Raw genomic sequence first — 17,978 nt, forward strand, 5'->3', positions numbered from 1 at the left:
TTGTCTAATTGTTGTAAAGTTAATTAGTTAGATATATTAACTAAATAATTGCTATTAAAAGTATACTTTTTTTGTTGAAATTGTGGTAAATTTTTAATATAATTTATTCAGTGAAATTAGCGTTATGTTTTGGGGGGTTTGTTTGGAATGTTGTCAAACCCGTTTTCCCCATTAAAAATATTCTATGGCTTTTATATAAGCTCAAGGAGTTTGGTTGTATGAAATACCTGCGATTTATCTCCATTATCCTCATCATTTTTTTTGTAAATAGTTTGTGGGCCGGCACAACAGGTAAGATTACAGGACAGGTTAAAGATGCCAGGTCGGGCGAGCCTCTGCCAGGTGTGAACGTAGTTGTTGAGGGAACGGCCCTTGGCGCATCTACCGATCTGGAAGGTTATTATGTGATAACCAATATCCCCCCCGGTATGTATTCTCTTACCTTTTCAATGGTTGGTTATGCCGCACATAAAGTGACTGGTGTGCGTGTAAATATTGATCAAACCACGGTGATTAACGCCAAGCTGCAAGAACAGGTTCTGGAAGGGGAAGAGATTGTGGTTGTAGCCACCCGTCCTGTGGTAGAAAAAGATGTGGCGGCCAGCAGAGCCAATATTTCCAGCGAGGAGATCAAGGCCATTCCTGTTGTGAATGTGAGCAGCGTTGTTGGATTGCAGGCAGGAATTGAAGGGTTGTCGATTCGTGGTGGCGGATTAAGCGAAGTGGCTTTTGTAATGGACGGCATCACCCTGCGAAATGAACGCGACAACTCTCCGTTTACCGGTATTAGTTTAACCGCTGTGGAAGAAATGCAGGTTCAGGCCGGCGGTTTTAGCGCAGAATATGGTAATATTCGTTCAGGTGTGGTAAACGTGGTGACCAAAGAGGGTAAAAAGGATCGTTACTCGGTGGCCTTTCTGGGACGTTATCGCGCGCCTGCGCCCAAGCATTTTGGGCATTCACCCAACTCACCCGAATCGTACTGGATTCGTCCTTACGTGGATGACGCCGTTTGCTGGACGGGCACCAGGAATGGTAACTGGGATTATTACACCCAGCGTCAGTACCCGGAATTTAAAGGCTGGAATCAAATCTCTTTCGAAACGTTGCAAAATGATGATCCCAATGATGATTTAACGCCGGAAGCCGCCCAGCAGGTTTTTCTGTTTCAACATCGGCGTCAGCTCGATATTCAGATTCCTGATTATGTAGGTGATTTTAGTTTTGGCGGCCCCGTCCCGGTTATCAGTAAAGATCTTGGTAACCTCCGTTTCTATAGTTCTTTTAGAAAAACGCAGGATGCCTATCTGATCCCTTTGCAGGACGACGCATACAGAACCTGGACTTTCCAAACCAAGGTGACCTCTGATGTAGGCAGCGGTAAAAAACTGATGTTTAGCGGCCTTTTAGGACGCGAAACAGGCGTCGACCGTTTTCGCGATGGCACGCCTGGTATGTTTACCGCTTCATGGCAAATCGGGCGGGAGTTAAGCAACGGACCCAAATACATCGACGCCCGTATGTTTGCCACCGATTACTGGGGACCGGCCAGAACAGACTATAAAAACCTGGGCGTTAAATGGACGCACGCCCTTGACGAAAAGACCTTTTATGAAGCCAGTTTCAGCATTTTTCGTTCCGAATATCATAAAGGTATAGGGCGATATCGTGATCGTACCAAAAAATATCTATTCGGAAATAACTACTATATCGACGAGGGACCATTTGGTTTTGAACCGATGTCTGTGGCCGGAATTAACGGAATGAGAATGGGCGCCGGTTTTAGCAACGCACGCGATAGCAGTAAAGTTACCACCTATTCGCTTAATCTTGATTATACCAAACAGATCAACCGTTTCAATAATATTAAGGTCGGCGGCGAGTTTGTTTTGACGCATAGTCAGGTCAATTATGGGCGCTACGACGAATTTTTACCGTCGGCAAACACTCAGACCAAATGGGATCGTAAGCCGGTACGGGGCGCACTTTATATTCAGGATAAGCTGGAGTTCGAGGGCATGATTGCCACCATAGGCGTGCGTATGGATTATTTTCATGCCGGCGGCGAGTGGTATGATCTGGAATCCAATCCTTACAACCCTGCAATTAATTTGCTGGTTGATGAAAATGTTTCGGGGCTTGACAGCCTGTTGCCCTCAAAGCCAACCAAGCACTTGTTTACTTTCAGCCCGCGTCTGGCTATTGCCTTTCCAGTAACGGAAAACAGTAAGCTCTATTTTAACTACGGCCATTTTCGTCAGTTGCCGCAACCGGAAGATTTGTTTGTTTTAAGAGAGAATAGCTTTTTAAACCAGATTACGCGGGTGGGTAACCCCAATAGCGAGTTGCAAAAAACCGTGGCCTACGAATTGGGCTATGAACATAATATTTTGAATCAGTTTTTAGTCCGTGCCGCAGGTTATTACAAAGACATCACTTTGCAACCTACATTGGTACTGTATGAAAACCTGGACGGTTCGGTCAGCTATTATCGCCAGGAGCCGAACAATTACGAAGATATCCGAGGCTTTGAAATCACCATCAATAAAAATCGCGGTCGATGGGTAAGAGGTTTTGTAAACTACACCTATATGGTTAGCACCTATGGTTATTTTGGTTATGGCCGTTATTACGAAAACCCGGCGCAGCAAAGACAGTATGAAGTAACCACCTCGTTCTACTACCAAACCAAGCCAAAGCCGCGGCCTTATGCCAGAGCAAATCTCGACTTTTTTACGCCGCAGGAGTTCGGACCGAAAATTGTTGGCTTTCAACCGTTGTCCGATATTAATATCAACATTCTGGCTAACTGGAAAGCCGGTCGTTACGAAACATGGGCTGGCGGTGGAAATATTCCGGGACTTTTTGCCAATGTGCAATGGGTAGATTACCTGAATTTTGATCTTCGTATCAGAAAAAATTTCAGGATTAAAAACTTTGGCAACCTGGAATTTTTTGTTGATATCTCCAACGTATTCAACTACAAATATATGACGGATTACGGATTTGTCGATGGCCAGGACAAACGCGATTACATGAAATCATTACACCTTCCCGCATCCACGGAAGGCGTGGATCAATTCGGCTACTACAATATTCCTGGAAATGATAAACCTGGCGTTTATCGCCGGCCTGGAATTAAATTCGTACCCATTGAAGTTTATGACTCCATGGACTTTTTGCCGCAGGAGGGTAATCCAAATTATCTTTACTACACCAAAGATGGCGGACAATACTATAAATATGATGCGGAACAGGGCGCCTATGTCCAGGATAAAAAATACACGGATTGGGTGCTGAATAATAAAGCGTATATCGATATGCCAAACCAACAGTACTTAACATTTTTGAATCCAAGAGATGTGTTTTTTGGAATTCGATTTTCATTTGAGTTATAAAAAAAGAGGAAGCAAAATTGATGAATCGGGTAAGTTTTTTCACTAAAATAATTGTATTAATGATCGTTTTTACAATGGTATTAGCTTGCCAGGAGAACGATCTGTTAAGCCCTGATGAACAACAGACCTCGTTAAAAATGAATTTATATGGACTTCAGCCACCGGCGCCAAATGCGCGTTACGTTTTATGGGCTGTTTACGATAGCGCTAAAATTGAACTCTACGCGCAAATTGATTCTTTTAAGATCAATGATGCCGGGCAGTTGCTGGATATGGATTATAACTTGAATCTGGGCGTTCTGCAAAAAATGCATACGTTGTTGGTCACCATGGAAACGGAAGATTCTTTGACTCATCCTGGCAGCTACTCCGTATTGGCCGCCAAAATTAAGGCAAACCAGGCCGCTTTTTCCATAGGAGACGATTATATCCTGAAATTTGATGTGGCGGCGGCCACAGATACCTTTCAGGTGGTGAAGGCTGAAAATTCAGACAAAATTGTTGGCATCTGGTTTGTAAAAGGCGATTCTATATATGAGCCAGGGATTGAATTACCTGAGGCCGTTGGTTTGTGGAAATATACCTCGTATATCGTTAAGGATGGTAAACGATACGATATGGGGTCTTTTACATCGCCCGATAAGCCGGACGATTCGAACGTTTATGGAGAGGCAAGTTTTCCATATCCTGGAGAAAACTTCTTAAAAGATCCGGAGACAGGTGAAGACCTGGATATTGATCTAAGAGGCGCTGAGGTTTATGTGGAAATTTTACCCCCGGCGATCAGATATGACGCAGACGGCGATGGTGAAAGAGAATCCTATCCTCCGTTCCAGTTAATTATGTTTAAGGGACAAATTCCACAGGATGCCCAACCCGGCGTAGAGTATGCGCTGGAGAACAACAGCGCAACTTTCCCTGGCGGGTCGGTGGAAATAAACATCAACTTGTTCAAATAAATGCGACATGGGGAATCTTATGAATCGTAATTTGATTAAATGGCAATTGTTAATAACCATATTGCTTGGCGTCTTAATCTTGCCGCAAACCTTAATGGCTCAAAAATATAAATGGCTGGCCGCCGGTTCCTTTCATAACTGGTTCTCAGAGATGGGATGCGAAATTGAGGTGGGGCGTTCTTCTTCCGCCAATCAGCAGGACGGCGCGCAATGGCCTGCTATTTTACCTTACCAGGACATTCAGGCTGCCAAGGGGTTCTGGATCGGTTGTAGAAATTTTACCGATGAGCGCGGCGATTTTTATGAGTATAAACTGGTGACGGTTGGGCCAAGGTCAAAAGGTTTTGGAGAGTTTTATCCGCAAAAGCTGGAACTGGTTTCTCGCTTTTCAAAGCCCACCGTGTTTGTGGATGGGATTTTGACCTACGAAAAAAATATCGAAATTGACCGCATCGACGAAACTATCGCTCCTGATATGATGGTTGTTAATGTGACCAACACCCTGCTGGGGCTGACCATGGAGCGTAAGATCATGCAGTTTTCCACGCCAGGCCATGATAATTACATGATTATGGAATACACTTTTACCAATACAGGTAACATCGATAATGACGATGAAATTGAGCTGCCGAACAACACTCTGGAAGATGTCTGGTTTTTCTATCAATACCGATGGGCGCCCTGCTTTCAGACGCGTTACATTATCGGCAACGGAACCGGTTGGGGCATGAACACCATGCACGACTGGGTAGGCGACGGGCTGGATGATGTATATGGCGTTCCTCAGGAATACAGGGAGTACAATGGTAAAAAGCTACGTGCTGTGTGGGCATGGCATGGATATTTTCCGGATAAAGTGGTAAGTTATGACAATATTGGCGGACCGATCTGGCGTCCTTTTGCGCCCTATGTGGCCGATTATGATACCATTGGTCGGCTGGGAGCTACGCAATTTATTGGCGCGTTAACCTTACATGCAGACAAATCGACTACCGATAAATCGGACGATCCGGAGCAGCCGAGGACCACCGGCTGGTATGGTTCGGACCTGCCCGAAACGGGCCCCAACAGCGATCCGTACAATGTTCAGGAAATGCAAAAGCGTTACAACTGGGCGCAATATGGACATATGAATCCGCGCCATGCCTGGGCCGTTGTGCCAAGTGGAAAGTTTGAAACGCAAAAAACAGGCGCCAATATCGATGTAGGCGCGCCCAGATCAGGAAAACCCGGCGGTTTTTCGGCTGGCGCCGGATATGGGCCTTATACCATCGGGCCGGGAGAAAGCATTCGTATTGTGATTGTTGAGGCCGTTAATGGATTAAGCACCAGGAAGGCCATCGAAATCGGCCAGCTGCATAAACGAGGCTTTATCGATGATGTAACCAAAAACAGATGGGTTTTATCGGGTAAGGACTCTTTATTTAAAACATTTCGAAACGCCATTGATAATTATCTCTCTGGTTATCAGATTGAACGTCCGCCCAAGCCACCCAAAGTGTTCAATGTGGTTGGCGGCGGCGATCGCATCAAATTAAACTGGGAAGTGTTTGACGAAGAAAACTTGAAAGGCTTTCGTATCTACCGTATGCGCGGACAATACAACAACCCCTTGCAAGAGCCTGTATTGATCGCAGAACTGGATAACACGGCGCGAAGCTTTGACGATTTGACTCCCGTACGCGGAGTGGCCTATTATTATTACATTCAATCGGTTGGCCTGAACGGTCTTGCCAGTAGCCGTTACTGGACGCAAACCTACGATCCGGCCTTTTTGAAACGACCGCAGGGCACGCGTCTGGATCAGATCAGGGTGGCGCCCAACCCATACATCATCTCCGCGGAAGAGGGCCGTTTACGCTTCCCGGGCAGCGGCACCAGAGAAACAGATAAGCTGGCATTCTTTAATATTCCCGGCCAGTGTACCATCAAAATTTACACTGAAACCGGTGAATTAATAAAGACCATTGAACACAACGACGGCAGCGGAGACGAATTCTGGTACGCCACGACCTCTTCCAATCAGGTTGTGGTGAGCGGCGTATATATTGCCGTCATCGAAGTAACACAAGATATTTATGATAATCAGACCGGAGAGCTCCTTTTCAAAAAAGGGGACAAAAAGACGTTAAAATTTGTAGTAATTCGTTAATTTAAAGAATGGGTAGCATAATGAGAACGATCCTGAAAATAGTATTGATCGCTTCTTTTCTTACAATACTTTTTGAAAATCCGCTGAATGCCGGCAATCGTAAACTGGCTCAGTCGGGATTCAAATTCCTGAGCGTGTCGGTTGATGCGCGTTCCAGCGCTTTGAGCGGCGCGTTAACCTCGCTGGAAAGCAGATCAACCGCTTTATTTTACAATCCTGCTTCCATGTCGCGCATGGACTATATGTTTGATTTTTCTCTAGGGCAGGTAAACTGGATCGCAGATATTCGCTATCTTTATGGCGCAGCTGCCTATCGCCCTATGAACGGCACTTTCGGTGTGTTTGGCGTTAGCTTTGTTTCTGTCGATTACGGAGCCATGCGAAGCACTATATTGGCCAACAATGAACAGGGATTTCTGGATATCGGCGAATTTTCACCGTTTGCCTACGCGCTTGGGTTTGGCTACGCTAAGTCTTTAACCAATAAGTTTTCGGTTGGCGGGCAAATTAAATATGCCTTCCAGGACCTGGGCGGCGGTGTGGTTGGCTTTGGGGCGGATGAATCGCCGCAGACAAAAAAATTTAATGTGGGCGTTCTGGCTTTCGATTTTGGCATTCTTTATAAAACTGGATATAAAAGTCTGATGTTTGGAATGAATATCCGAAATTTTTCGCAGGAAATCGAATACCTTGAAGAATCCTTTCAATTGCCTCTGAATTTTGAAATGGGCATTTCTATGAATGTGCTCGATTTTACAGAGATGGATACTGAAAATCACAAACTGCTGGTTTCGATTGACGCCACCCATCCCAGAGACTATCCCGAACAATTAGACATGGGAGTTGAGTATGTTTTTCAGAAAACCCTTGCTTTGCGGATGGGCTACACCACGCCCACGGATGAACAGGGCGTTAGTTTTGGCGTTGGTTTCTCGCCGACGGTCTCCGGGATGAATATGGTTCTCGATTACGCTTATACACCGTTTGGAATTTTTAACGACGTGCATCGTTTTTCATTCAATGTTTCTTTTTAAAAAATATAATGAAGAAGAGCTATGGTAAAATTTAAAAAAACAATCGTTGGCATTTTGTTAAGCAGCGCTCTGGCATTCGCTGGCACCACGGGTAAAATCAGCGGGCTGGTTACCGATGCAGATACCGGAGAACCTCTGCCGGGCGCTAATATTTACGTACAGGTGGGCGGCCAAACAATGGGCGCGGCCAGCGACGTAGATGGCTATTTTGTTATCTTAAACATTCCCCCTGGTTCCTACACGGTTAAAGCAGCCTATGTGGGATATAGCCCTGTCGAAATTAACAACGTGGTGGTACGAATCGACTTAACCACGACGTTGAACATTAAAATGAAACAACAGTTGCTGGAAGCTGAAACCGTGGTCGTAGAAGCCAGAAGACCGATTGTGGTAAAAGATATCTCTAATAGCCAGCTAAACCTGGAAGCCAAAGCGATTGAAAATATGCCCATTACCAGCATTAACCAGGCGTTGGTGTTACAGGCCGGCATAGAGTCAAGCGCAGACGGCATTATTATCAGAGGTAGCAGCCCCCGCCAGGTATTGTACATGGTTGATGGCCTTTCGATGAATGACGAACGTTCCAACACTCCATATTCGTTTAACAGTATTACGGCTATCGAAGAAATTCAGGTGCAAACAGGCGGCTTTAATGCAGAATATGGCGATCTGCGAGCAGGTCTGGTAAATGTGGTTACCAAAGAAGGCAGCACAGATCGCTACACTTTAAGTATTTTTAGCAATGTGCGCGATATCGCTTTTTTAGGACAGGCGAAAAAACATTTTGGCCCGTCTCTTTACAGCAGAGACTCTTATTTTAACAGACCGTATTTTGATCCGGACGTTATGTGGACCGGCACAAACAACGGCGCCTGGGATGATTATACCCAGAGACAGTATCCTAAATTTCAAGGATGGAATGCCATCTCATACGCTACGTTGCAGGACAATGATCCGTCTAACGACTTAACCCCCGAGGGCGCTAAAAGATTGTTTGAATGGCAACGACGACGTCAGGGCGAAATACACGAGCCCGATTATGTAATAGATATGTCCTTCAATGGGCCAGACCCGATTATGAGGCTGATCCCTGAATGGAAAAATAAATATAATCCCAGATTCCATTTGAGCTTTTATAAAACCAAAGAGATGTTTGTATTTCCTCTTTCACGGAGTGGCTATAATGAACATCAGACGCAATTGAAATACACCTTTAACCCAACCAGCAGTATGAAGGTGATTTTAACCGGTATGTATGGCGAAATTTTTTCGGTTTCGCCTTATCAATGGACTACCACGCCTACAGGCAGATTGTTACGTTCGCAATCAGAAGTGGCAAATCTGTTAAGCAGCACCACAGGCGCCAGCATTTTGTACATGCCCGGCTATTACAGCCCGGGAGACATTTACCGCACCCTGGTTGGCGCAAAAATAAGCCATGCGCTTTCTTCGCGTACCTATTATGACGCCAGCTTCCAGTACAAAGTCAGCCGTTATAAAACGTTTCAGATGGCCGAGCGCGATACCAGCAAAAAATATGAGCCGGTACCGGGTTATTTTACCGATGAAGCGCCTTATGGTTACTGGGGATATGCCGTGGCGGGCATTGATGGCACCAGCATGGGAGGCTGGATGAATCTGGGACGCGACCGGAGCGTTATTTCTACCTATTCATTCGATTTTAATCTTACCAGCCAGGTGAACAGTAAAAATCAAATAAAAACCGGTTTGCGTTTTGTTTATAATATTTACGACATTAATTCCGGCACATACAGTCCAAGCATGAGCACCTGGACGCGTAGTATGGTTTACAAAGTAAAGCCGTACCGCATTGGTTTTTATGTGCAGGATAAACTGGAATACGAAGGGTTTATCGCCAATATCGGCGTTCGCCTGGATTATTCTGATCCGGACGTAGAATGGTATGACCTGTCCCCGTATGATCCTTATTTAAAAGCCGGATATGGAAACTTGATAGAAGAAGAGGCCCCCAGAACAAAAGCAAAGCCACAATTTGCGGTCAGTCCCCGGTTGGGCGTATCGCATCCTATTTCAGAAAATGCTAAACTTTATTTTAACTATGGACATTTCAGAACAGAACCAGCCTCTTCTTATCGTTTTAGATTGCAAAGAGAGTCCAATGGCCTGGTAACCTATCTGGGCAATCCTGAGTTACGATACGAAAAGACCGTCGCATACGAATTGGGCTATGAACATAACTTATTCGATATGTTTTTGTTGAAAATAGCAGGGTATTACAAAGACATTAGTAACCAGCCCAGTTGGGTTTACTATCGCAATATTAACGGTTCGGTCAGTTATTATAAAATGTCCGATTTAAATTACGAAGACATCCGCGGAATTGAGTTTACCCTGACCAAACGCTACGGTCGATGGGTTACCGGTTTTGTGAACTATACTTATGACGTGCAAACCTCTGGCTATTTTGGATATTTAAGATATTACGAAGATCCTAATGAACAAAGGCAATATCTACGAGAAAATCCGTACCAATCTAAGCCAAGACCTCAGCCTTACGCGCGAGTCAATTTGAGCTTTCGGACGCCGTCGGATTTTGGACCCCAATTTGGCCCTATCGGATTGCTTTCCGATTTTGATTTGAACCTTCTGGCCGTTTATCGAGAAGGGAGCTATTACACCTTTAATCCTTTTAATAAGCCGGGCGTTTTGTACAATACACAGTGGCGCGACTATTACAACGTGGACTTGCGTTTCTCTAAAAAGTTCAGCATTAAAACCGCCAACCATAATTTTGACATTCAATTTTTTATGGATATTCGCAATCTATTCAACTTTAAATACATGAGCTATGCTGGTTTTTCTGATAATCATGACTTCATCGATTATATGAATTCATTACGTTTTTCATGGGAAACCGGCGATGAAAAAGGTAATGACCGTATTGGCGACTATCGTCCGGTTGGCGTGGCCTACGATCCACTTGAACCCAATCCGAACAACGATCCTGAAATTGCAGCGCGGAATAAAAAGAGAATAGAAAGTAAGTCATATATCGATATGCCAAACATTAAGGCTCTAACCTTTTTAAATCCAAGAGATATTTTTTGGGGTATTAGATTGAACTTTAACCTGGGAATTGTAAAATAAAATGAAAAAGCAAGGTATGTTTAAACAATCGATTATCGCTATCATCGCCATTCTGGCTTTAGGATTGAATCTGGTGAATGCTCAGGTTCAATCGACTGAAAAGAGATATATTCGTATCGGATCTTTGCAAAGCCATTTTTCTGCTTATGGTTCCGAACGCGCCTGGAATAATCGCTATTACGAAGGCCTGCGTTGGCCGGCTGAATACCCCATGCAGGATAATTCTGTAATTAAACGCTTCTGGATCGGTTGTGAAGATTTTAAGGATGAGCTGGGAAGTTCCTATGAAAAATATGTTATCTATTTTGCGGCAAGCTTTGTTGACGAAGCGCTCTTTCCTATGGAATTGAAGCAAATCGCAAAGTTTGAACCGCCTTATGTTTACGTGGATGGTAACAATATTACAGCGCCCTATATGGATGATATCGACGAAATCAACCCCAATATCGTTCCTGATCGAATTATTAAGAATGTGGTTAATACAAGCATGGGGCTGACGCTAAAACGGACAATTTACGCCTTTAGTCAGCAATATCATGACAACTACTACATTAAAATTTTTACCTTTGTGAATACAGGAAACACAGACTACGATGATGAAATTGAGCTGCCCAATCAAACGTTAAAAGGCGTGCGTATTGCCTGGGGCACGCGTTACAGTGTGTGCCGCGAAGGCGCAACCGTAATTGGCGGTCCGCAACAGTGGGGTAAATTTAGCTGGACGACGCGTCGCGGCGAAGACTATGCGGCTCATGCCACGGAACAGATCACCTTAAATAATCCGATTGTCGACTGGTTGCGTTGCGGTTTCCAGTGGGCGGGACAGGGCGACGTCAATACGGTGATCGATAATATCGGCGCGCCGGATTATACCGGGACAGGAAGGTTAAAAGCTCCGCATCATGCCGGTGTGGCTATTTTACATGTGGATAAAAGCCCTGACGATCACAGTGACGACCCCAATCAACCAGTAGTGCTGGGATGGCATGCCGGCGATAAACGACCGGATATTCAGGGAATTTCCAAGCCCAATGAACCGCAGATGATTCAAACCTACAACACCCTTTTGAGCGGCTCTCCATATATGGGTCTGGGAGGAAATGAACGTTTCGATGAAAAATATATGGAGTCCAATCCCGTCCCATATACCGTGCATAATGACGCCGGCGGTACCAACATTTGGGTGGCTTATGGTCCATGGGATCTGGCGCCAGGCGATAGCATCACCATTGTAGAAGTGGAAGGCGTTAGCGGTTTAAGCAGGACGATGGCCGAATTGATTGGCAAACGCTGGAAAAAGGCGTATGATGATCCCAATGACAACGGGCCATTTGAATTACCCAATGGAACGACAACCGATGACAAAGACGTTTTTAAAAATGAATGGGTTTATACCGGAAAAGATTCAATATTGTTGACTTTCAGTCGCGCTAAACGTAATTACGACATGGGATTCCAGATACCCCAACCGCCATTGCCGCCGCCTGTTTTTCAGGTTGAATCGGGAGGCGATTTAATCAAGTTAAGTTGGGCGGCCAGTCCGTCGGAGGGCGATCCTGATTTTGGCGGTTATCGCATTTATCGCGCCGTGGGCAAGCCAGACACTGTTTTTAATGAAATATTTGCCTGCGGTAAAGGGACTGATAATCCAGAAATCGTGCATAGTTATAATGATGTAAACGCGGTGCGAGGTTATTCGTATTATTACTACATTGTGGCCTTTAACGACGGCTCTAACAACCAGACGGATGCCAATCCACACGGAAGTTTACACAGCAGCAAATACTACACGCGCACCACCGAACCGGCCTATTTAAAACGAAAATCTGGCACTGCGCTCAACCAGATCCGTATTGTGCCCAATCCTTACTACATAAAGGCCAGCGCCAGGGAGATGCAGTTTCCAAAAGAATATGATAAGATCATGTTTTACAACATTCCGGGCAAGTGTAAAATCAGTATTTATACGGAACGCGGCGATTTGATAGCCACCATCGATCATAACGACGGCAGCGGCGATGAGGCCTGGAACTCGATTACCGATTATCGCCAGGTGATTGTAAGTGGCATTTATCTGGTACATTTTGAAGTGACCGAAAATATTTACGATCCTGAAACGTCTGAATTGTTATTTAAAAAAGGTGATTCCATCACCAAAAAATTGATAGTCATTCGGTAAGGGTGTGAGGATAAAATGAATTTAAAGAAAATAACCTTCTTAATTTTACTTGTTTCTTTAATTCATCCGCTCTGGGCGCAGAAAAAATTAGCCCAGACCGGCTTTCAGTTTTTAAGCGTAGTTCCGGAGGCCAGGTCTGCAGCGCTGGCCAATGCCATGACCACAGTATCCAATAATTCATCGGCATTATGGGATAATCCGGCTATGTTGGCTGAAATGTCAGAAAGTTTTGATCTTATGATTACGCAGAATAAATGGATTGCGGATATTAAACACAATGCTCTGAGCATGGCATTCAAACCTTCTACAGGTCAGTATGGCGTTATTGGGATTAGCCTTTTAATAGTTGACTATGGCGATGTTGAGGGCACCATTGTCGCCAATAATGAACAGGGATTTCTCGAAACCGGAATGATCAAGCCCAGCGCATATTCTTTCGGGATTGGTTATGCCAAAGCCCTGACCAATAAATTTAGCGTTGGCGCGCAGATCAAATACGCTTCTCAATATCTGGGTCCTGTTATAGAAGGATATTCTACAAGTTCGGCTGAAGTCGGGACCTCAGAGCAGGAGACTTCTGTTTTAGCTTTTGATTTTGGCACGTTTTATCGGACTGGTTTTCGAAGCCTGGTTTTTGGAATGTCTGTCAGGAATTTTTCACAGGAGATTAAGTTTTCACAAGAAGAATTTCAACTCCCCCTGATCTTTAGTATCGGATTTTCGGCCAATGTGATGGAGTTGCTACCGGTAGGAGCCAGGATGGAGGCATTAAAGGACTTGATGGTTACAATGGATGCGGTACATCCTCGTTCGTATCCGGAATATATTAAAACCGGTTTCGAATACCATTTTCGTAAAATGCTTGCCCTGCGTTTTGGTTATTATTCCAGAGTGGATGAACGCAGTTTTACCTATGGCATCGGCATAAAATTATCCAGATTTACGTTTGATTATGCGTACGTACCGTTTGGCGTTTTTGATAACGTACAGCGTTTAACATTAAAGTTTTCCTGGTAAATTAAGAAACAAATTTCATAAAGGGAGTTTTAGGATGAAAAATGTTTCAATAACTCTGCTTTTGTTGAGTGTGTTGATTCTCATAATGACGACCGGATGTAAAAAAGACCCGGAACCCAGTCTTTACGATCCTAATTATGTGAGCGGTCCTCAGCCGATCATAGAAAGAATGGATCCGCCTGATAGCAGTTATGCCGGCGTGGGGACGATAGATGTTTACGGCAAATATTTTATACCCAAAGAGCCTTATGAAGAATACAACCAGTTGTATTTTAATGAAGTAATGGCCGATATTTTGCAGATGACCGACTCTAAAATAACAATTGCCTCTCCGGCATATATCGGCGATTCGATTAAGGTGAAAATTGCCGTACGAGGTTCCGACAAATTTAGTGAGCCGGTTTATTACAAATTAAAGGCTGCGGTTGATACCACATTCGGTCGTCTGGACGATTTTAAACAAAAACGGATTGCATATGCCATTGCAACCGATAGTAAAGGCAATGTTTATGTTTCGACAAGAGTTGAAACAACCCCGCCCTTTGGTCAAATATTGCGCATCAATAAACAGGGGGAACCGACGATTTGGGTGGATAATACGGTATATCTGAAGGCTAATGCCATGAAGGTTGGGCCAAATAACAAGCTGTATGTGGCTTACGCGCTGGGACGTATTAAAGAAATTGCAACTATCGATCTGGCCGATAGCACATTACAGGAAACCTACACCAGGCTGGCAACCGTTCCTAATGACATTGACTTTGATCAGGATGGAAATTTGTGGGTGGCCGCGCAGACAGAATTGGTAAAGGTAAAACCTGATCGGTCAAAAGAGACTCTGGCAACATTTTCTTTGTTTTTGCAATCCATACGCGTACACGAAGAAGGCGGAACAACGTATATTTATCTGACCGGCCAAAACCTGGAGCAGAACGAACAAAAAGTATGGCGCTATCCGCTCAATGACGATGGCAGTATTGGCGCCGAAGAGATTATCTTAGATGCTGCGACGGATAGTTGGCTGGTTAAAGAAGATGGAAATCTGGTCGACATTAAGGCCATTACCTTTTCGGCCGATGGCAAAATGTACCTTGCCACGGACATGAGTCCGGATGCGTTAGTCATTTATGATATGACAACCAGGACTTATGATTTTCAATATCCCGGTTTAATTAAGCCTAAATTGCTTGCCCTTTCATGGTTTGGCAATATTATTTATGCGTCACAAACTAATTTTGGCGAAACCGATGCAAACGTATTACGGATTGACGTAGGAAAATCCGGGGCGCCATATTATGGAAGACAATAATTTTTAAGTGCTAATAACAACAGAAAGGGGGTGTTCTGTCGGAGTAATTTATTCACATATTTCAAGATATTTTACTAATGTTTAACCAAATTTTGAGGAGGGCTTTATGAGTGGCAAGCTTACTAAAGTCGCATTTGTAGTGGTTTTTACAATGTTCATGATGATGGGCAACTTATTTGCTCAGGATTTCGCCCGTAATGCAAATAAAGAAATCCCTGTCCCTGATGCGGATCTGAATACGGGCGGTCTTGGAAACATGGTTACGGGTATGGATTTTGATGGGGATGGTCGTACAGACGTTTTTGTAGTTAACCACAACTGGAATGACGCAGACAACGAGATGTTGGTTCGTATTTACAAATACGAATTTAACGGCACGGCATGGGAAGTTGTCTGGAAAGCCACCTATGATGTATGGAAACAAAATACCTGGCCGGCAATGACTTATGGCGACATTGACGGCGATGGCAAAGGCGAGATTTTTATAGGCCCTGTTAACTGGACAGACGCAACCAACAACCCCAATCCGCCGCGTTTGTTGGTCTATGAATCGGCCGGCGATGGTACGGATGTAATGGGTGTTCCTGATGGTAGCGGTAATTATCTGCCAAACTCCACTTCTACTATCACCACAGAAGACAATGTTAACTTACGTCCTTTCCGTTTTATCCTGAAAGATATTGATGAAGACGGCCAGCAAGAACTTATTTTTGCCGACCGTAGAGCGACTACCAGCGGTTGGTATTTTGGCGTGATGTCTGTAGATAATATTCCTGACAATGGCGACGGTTCCGAAACCTGGACGGTAGAAGTAAACGGTTTAGACCTTGGTTTAACCGGCGCAGAAAATAAATGGGACCTGGCTGTTTTAGGAAACACCATTTATCTGTTTGACGAAACGCGTTGCGATCGCGTCCGCTGGAACAGCGAAACCTCGCAATGGGAGTTATTGGCACCGCAGACTTCCGTATTAAAAGGCGCAGGCTCCTGGAAAAGCGCACAGGTGGTGGATATTGATGGCAATGCCGAAGAAGAAATACTGGTAGGTACCTGGTACACCACCGTTGAAGGCGGACACGGCATCTGGGTTTATCAATATGATGCGACCGGAGACTCTCTGGTTGGCACCAAAGTCGTAGATCTTTCTCCATGGATGACCAGCTATGGCGTTTATGGCGGCGCAGTTGGCGATATTGATCTAAATGGTAAGCTGGACTATGTCTTTGGTTCGCGCGATGCTTCTCCCAATGCAGCTATTTTCCGTGTTGAATATCAGGGCGCTCAGGATCAGGTTAATGATCCGGCTAACTGGACTGTAGAGGTAATCGATTCCAATTATGCTGATGGCGGTCGCTGGGGTATTCTTGGCCTGGCCAATGTGGACGACGAGCCCAGTTTAGAAGTGCTTTACACTTCCAGTGTTCCTGCCGGCGGTCTGTTTGGCGAAAGCCCGATGCCGATCGTTGTTTTGGATTACAACGGCCCGGTAGAAGTTGGCCCATGGCAAAAAGTTGATATTAACTACACCTATGAGGGTATTTTTGGCGATACTCTGGGCGCCAATCATGGTATCGTTGTAGATAACAATGACAATGTATGGGTTGGAAGCTGGGGCGCTGATGCTGTGGTTGTTTACAATCCGGATGGCGTTGAGATGTTCCGTGTAGATTCTATTTTAATTCAGGCGCCTGCAGGCAATGATACCACCGTTTATCTGGCATGGTGCCGCGGTCTGGCAAAAGATCCGGATGGCAACATTCTTTATGCTCAAACCGGGATCGTTGTTAAGCTCAATCCGGCCGATGGCTCGGTATTGGATTATGTTTACATTCCACCAAATGCAGGTGGTTCTACCAGCCCATTGAAACCGGCTGTTGATAGCGATGGCTACATTTATGTTGGTTATGTTGTAGGCGTAACTCCGGTTAATGTTATCGATCCAACGACATTTACCTTTACGCAAAGCATTACGCTCGATCCGCTGGCAGGCGGCTTTGCGCGCGGTATGGAAGTAAGCTCTGACGGTACCAAGATGATTCCGGGCAACCTGGATGCCGGCGTGCATAAATTGTACGTTTACGGAACAACAGACTATGTAAACTATCCGGTTGTTGACAGTGTTTACAAAGACAACCAGGGCGCGCCGATGTTGACCACGCAATCTGTAACACTGGATCGCTTCGGCGGCGACGAAATTTTCTGGGTATCCCAGGATAACAGTTACGGCGGCGGCGGGGCAGATCAGTTAGATAACGCCCTTGTAATGCTCAATTTCCACAACATGACTTACGGTTATGTTTGGATGCCGGATCCGGGCGCCAGCGGTTACACCGGCCCTCGTGGCGCGGCTCTGGCCAGCGATGGTCAAACATGTTACGTGGCTAACTGGAACGGCGGCGTGGTTTACAAATATAATATTTCTATTCCGACTGCTATTGAAAGAGATCATAAAGTGGTATCTGGCTACCAGTTAGAACAAAACTACCCGAACCCCTTCAATCCAGTTACGAACATTAAATTTTACCTGCCAAAGGCAGAAAAAGTAGAATTGACTGTTTACAACATGCTGGGTCAAAAGGTGGCCACGCTGGTTAATGAAAACCTGAACGCAGGTTACAAAACCGTTACGTTCGATGCCTCTAACCTGGCTTCTGGCGTGTACGTTTATGTGCTGAAAGCTGGCGATGTGAAATTAAGCAAGAAGATGACCTTGCTGAAATAATCAATCTCCTCTTACCGGCCTTAGTCATTCGGGCATCCAACCCTTTGTGGTTGGATGCCTTTTTAATAATAATGATTTC

General features: G+C 44.8%; 9 protein-coding genes. All 9 read left to right on the forward strand.

The genetic code is table 11. The features are described 5' to 3' along the window. The first annotated feature begins 218 nt into the window (after positions 1-218). The gene (locus Cabys_RS01285; protein WP_006928249.1) at positions 219-3,398 is read left to right on the forward strand and encodes a TonB-dependent receptor; all 3,180 of its coding nucleotides are present in this window, start codon (positions 219-221) and stop codon (positions 3,396-3,398) included. A 59-nt stretch (positions 3,399-3,457) separates the two neighbouring features. Continuing rightward, entirely contained in the window at positions 3,458-4,357 is a 900-nt protein-coding gene (locus Cabys_RS01290) for a hypothetical protein (protein WP_150125314.1), read from the forward strand. A gap of 19 nt (positions 4,358-4,376) precedes the next feature. Further along, positions 4,377-6,509, forward strand: a complete 2,133-nt coding sequence (locus tag Cabys_RS01295) for a fibronectin type III domain-containing protein (RefSeq protein WP_006928251.1) — start codon at positions 4,377-4,379, stop codon at positions 6,507-6,509. 20 nt (positions 6,510-6,529) lie between these two features. Then, a complete protein-coding gene (locus Cabys_RS01300; protein ID WP_006928252.1) occupies positions 6,530-7,543 on the forward strand; it encodes a PorV/PorQ family protein in 1,014 nt (337 codons plus the stop codon). A 21-nt stretch (positions 7,544-7,564) separates the two neighbouring features. Continuing rightward, positions 7,565-10,672, forward strand: coding sequence for a TonB-dependent receptor (locus tag Cabys_RS01305; protein ID WP_006928253.1), 3,108 nt, complete (start codon positions 7,565-7,567; stop codon positions 10,670-10,672). A gap of 1 nt (position 10,673) precedes the next feature. Beyond that, a complete protein-coding gene (locus tag Cabys_RS01310) occupies positions 10,674-12,851 on the forward strand; it encodes a hypothetical protein (protein ID WP_044281122.1) in 2,178 nt (725 codons plus the stop codon). A gap of 15 nt (positions 12,852-12,866) precedes the next feature. After that, a complete protein-coding gene (locus Cabys_RS01315; protein WP_006928255.1) occupies positions 12,867-13,868 on the forward strand; it encodes a PorV/PorQ family protein in 1,002 nt (333 codons plus the stop codon). Between the two features lie 34 nt (positions 13,869-13,902). Beyond that, positions 13,903-15,177 (forward strand): hypothetical protein, encoded by a 1,275-nt coding sequence (locus Cabys_RS01320; protein WP_006928256.1) that lies wholly within the window; start codon positions 13,903-13,905, stop codon positions 15,175-15,177. 106 nt (positions 15,178-15,283) lie between these two features. Then, positions 15,284-17,899: an FG-GAP-like repeat-containing protein gene (locus Cabys_RS01325; protein ID WP_006928258.1), complete on the forward strand. Its 2,616-nt coding sequence runs from the start codon at positions 15,284-15,286 to the stop codon at positions 17,897-17,899. Positions 17,900-17,978: the final 79 nt, after the last annotated feature.

It is taken from the genome of Caldithrix abyssi DSM 13497 (assembly GCF_001886815.1).
Taxonomy (GTDB): domain Bacteria; phylum Calditrichota; class Calditrichia; order Calditrichales; family Calditrichaceae; genus Caldithrix; species Caldithrix abyssi.

Bases quoted from the DNA above. Each gene is read 5' to 3' on its own strand.
- Cabys_RS01325 (WP_006928258.1), top strand. From the start codon at position 15,284: ATGAGTGGCAAGCTTACTAAAGTCGCATTTGTAGTGGTTTTTACAATG.
- Cabys_RS01285 (WP_006928249.1), top strand. From the start codon at position 219: ATGAAATACCTGCGATTTATCTCCATTATCCTCATCATTTTTTTTGTA.
- Cabys_RS01290 (WP_150125314.1), top strand. From the start codon at position 3,458: ATGATCGTTTTTACAATGGTATTAGCTTGCCAGGAGAACGATCTGTTA.
- Cabys_RS01315 (WP_006928255.1), top strand. From the start codon at position 12,867: ATGAATTTAAAGAAAATAACCTTCTTAATTTTACTTGTTTCTTTAATT.
- Cabys_RS01320 (WP_006928256.1), top strand. From the start codon at position 13,903: ATGAAAAATGTTTCAATAACTCTGCTTTTGTTGAGTGTGTTGATTCTC.
- Cabys_RS01310 (WP_044281122.1), top strand. From the start codon at position 10,674: ATGAAAAAGCAAGGTATGTTTAAACAATCGATTATCGCTATCATCGCC.
- Cabys_RS01300 (WP_006928252.1), top strand. From the start codon at position 6,530: ATGAGAACGATCCTGAAAATAGTATTGATCGCTTCTTTTCTTACAATA.
- Cabys_RS01305 (WP_006928253.1), top strand. From the start codon at position 7,565: ATGGTAAAATTTAAAAAAACAATCGTTGGCATTTTGTTAAGCAGCGCT.
- Cabys_RS01295 (WP_006928251.1), top strand. From the start codon at position 4,377: ATGAATCGTAATTTGATTAAATGGCAATTGTTAATAACCATATTGCTT.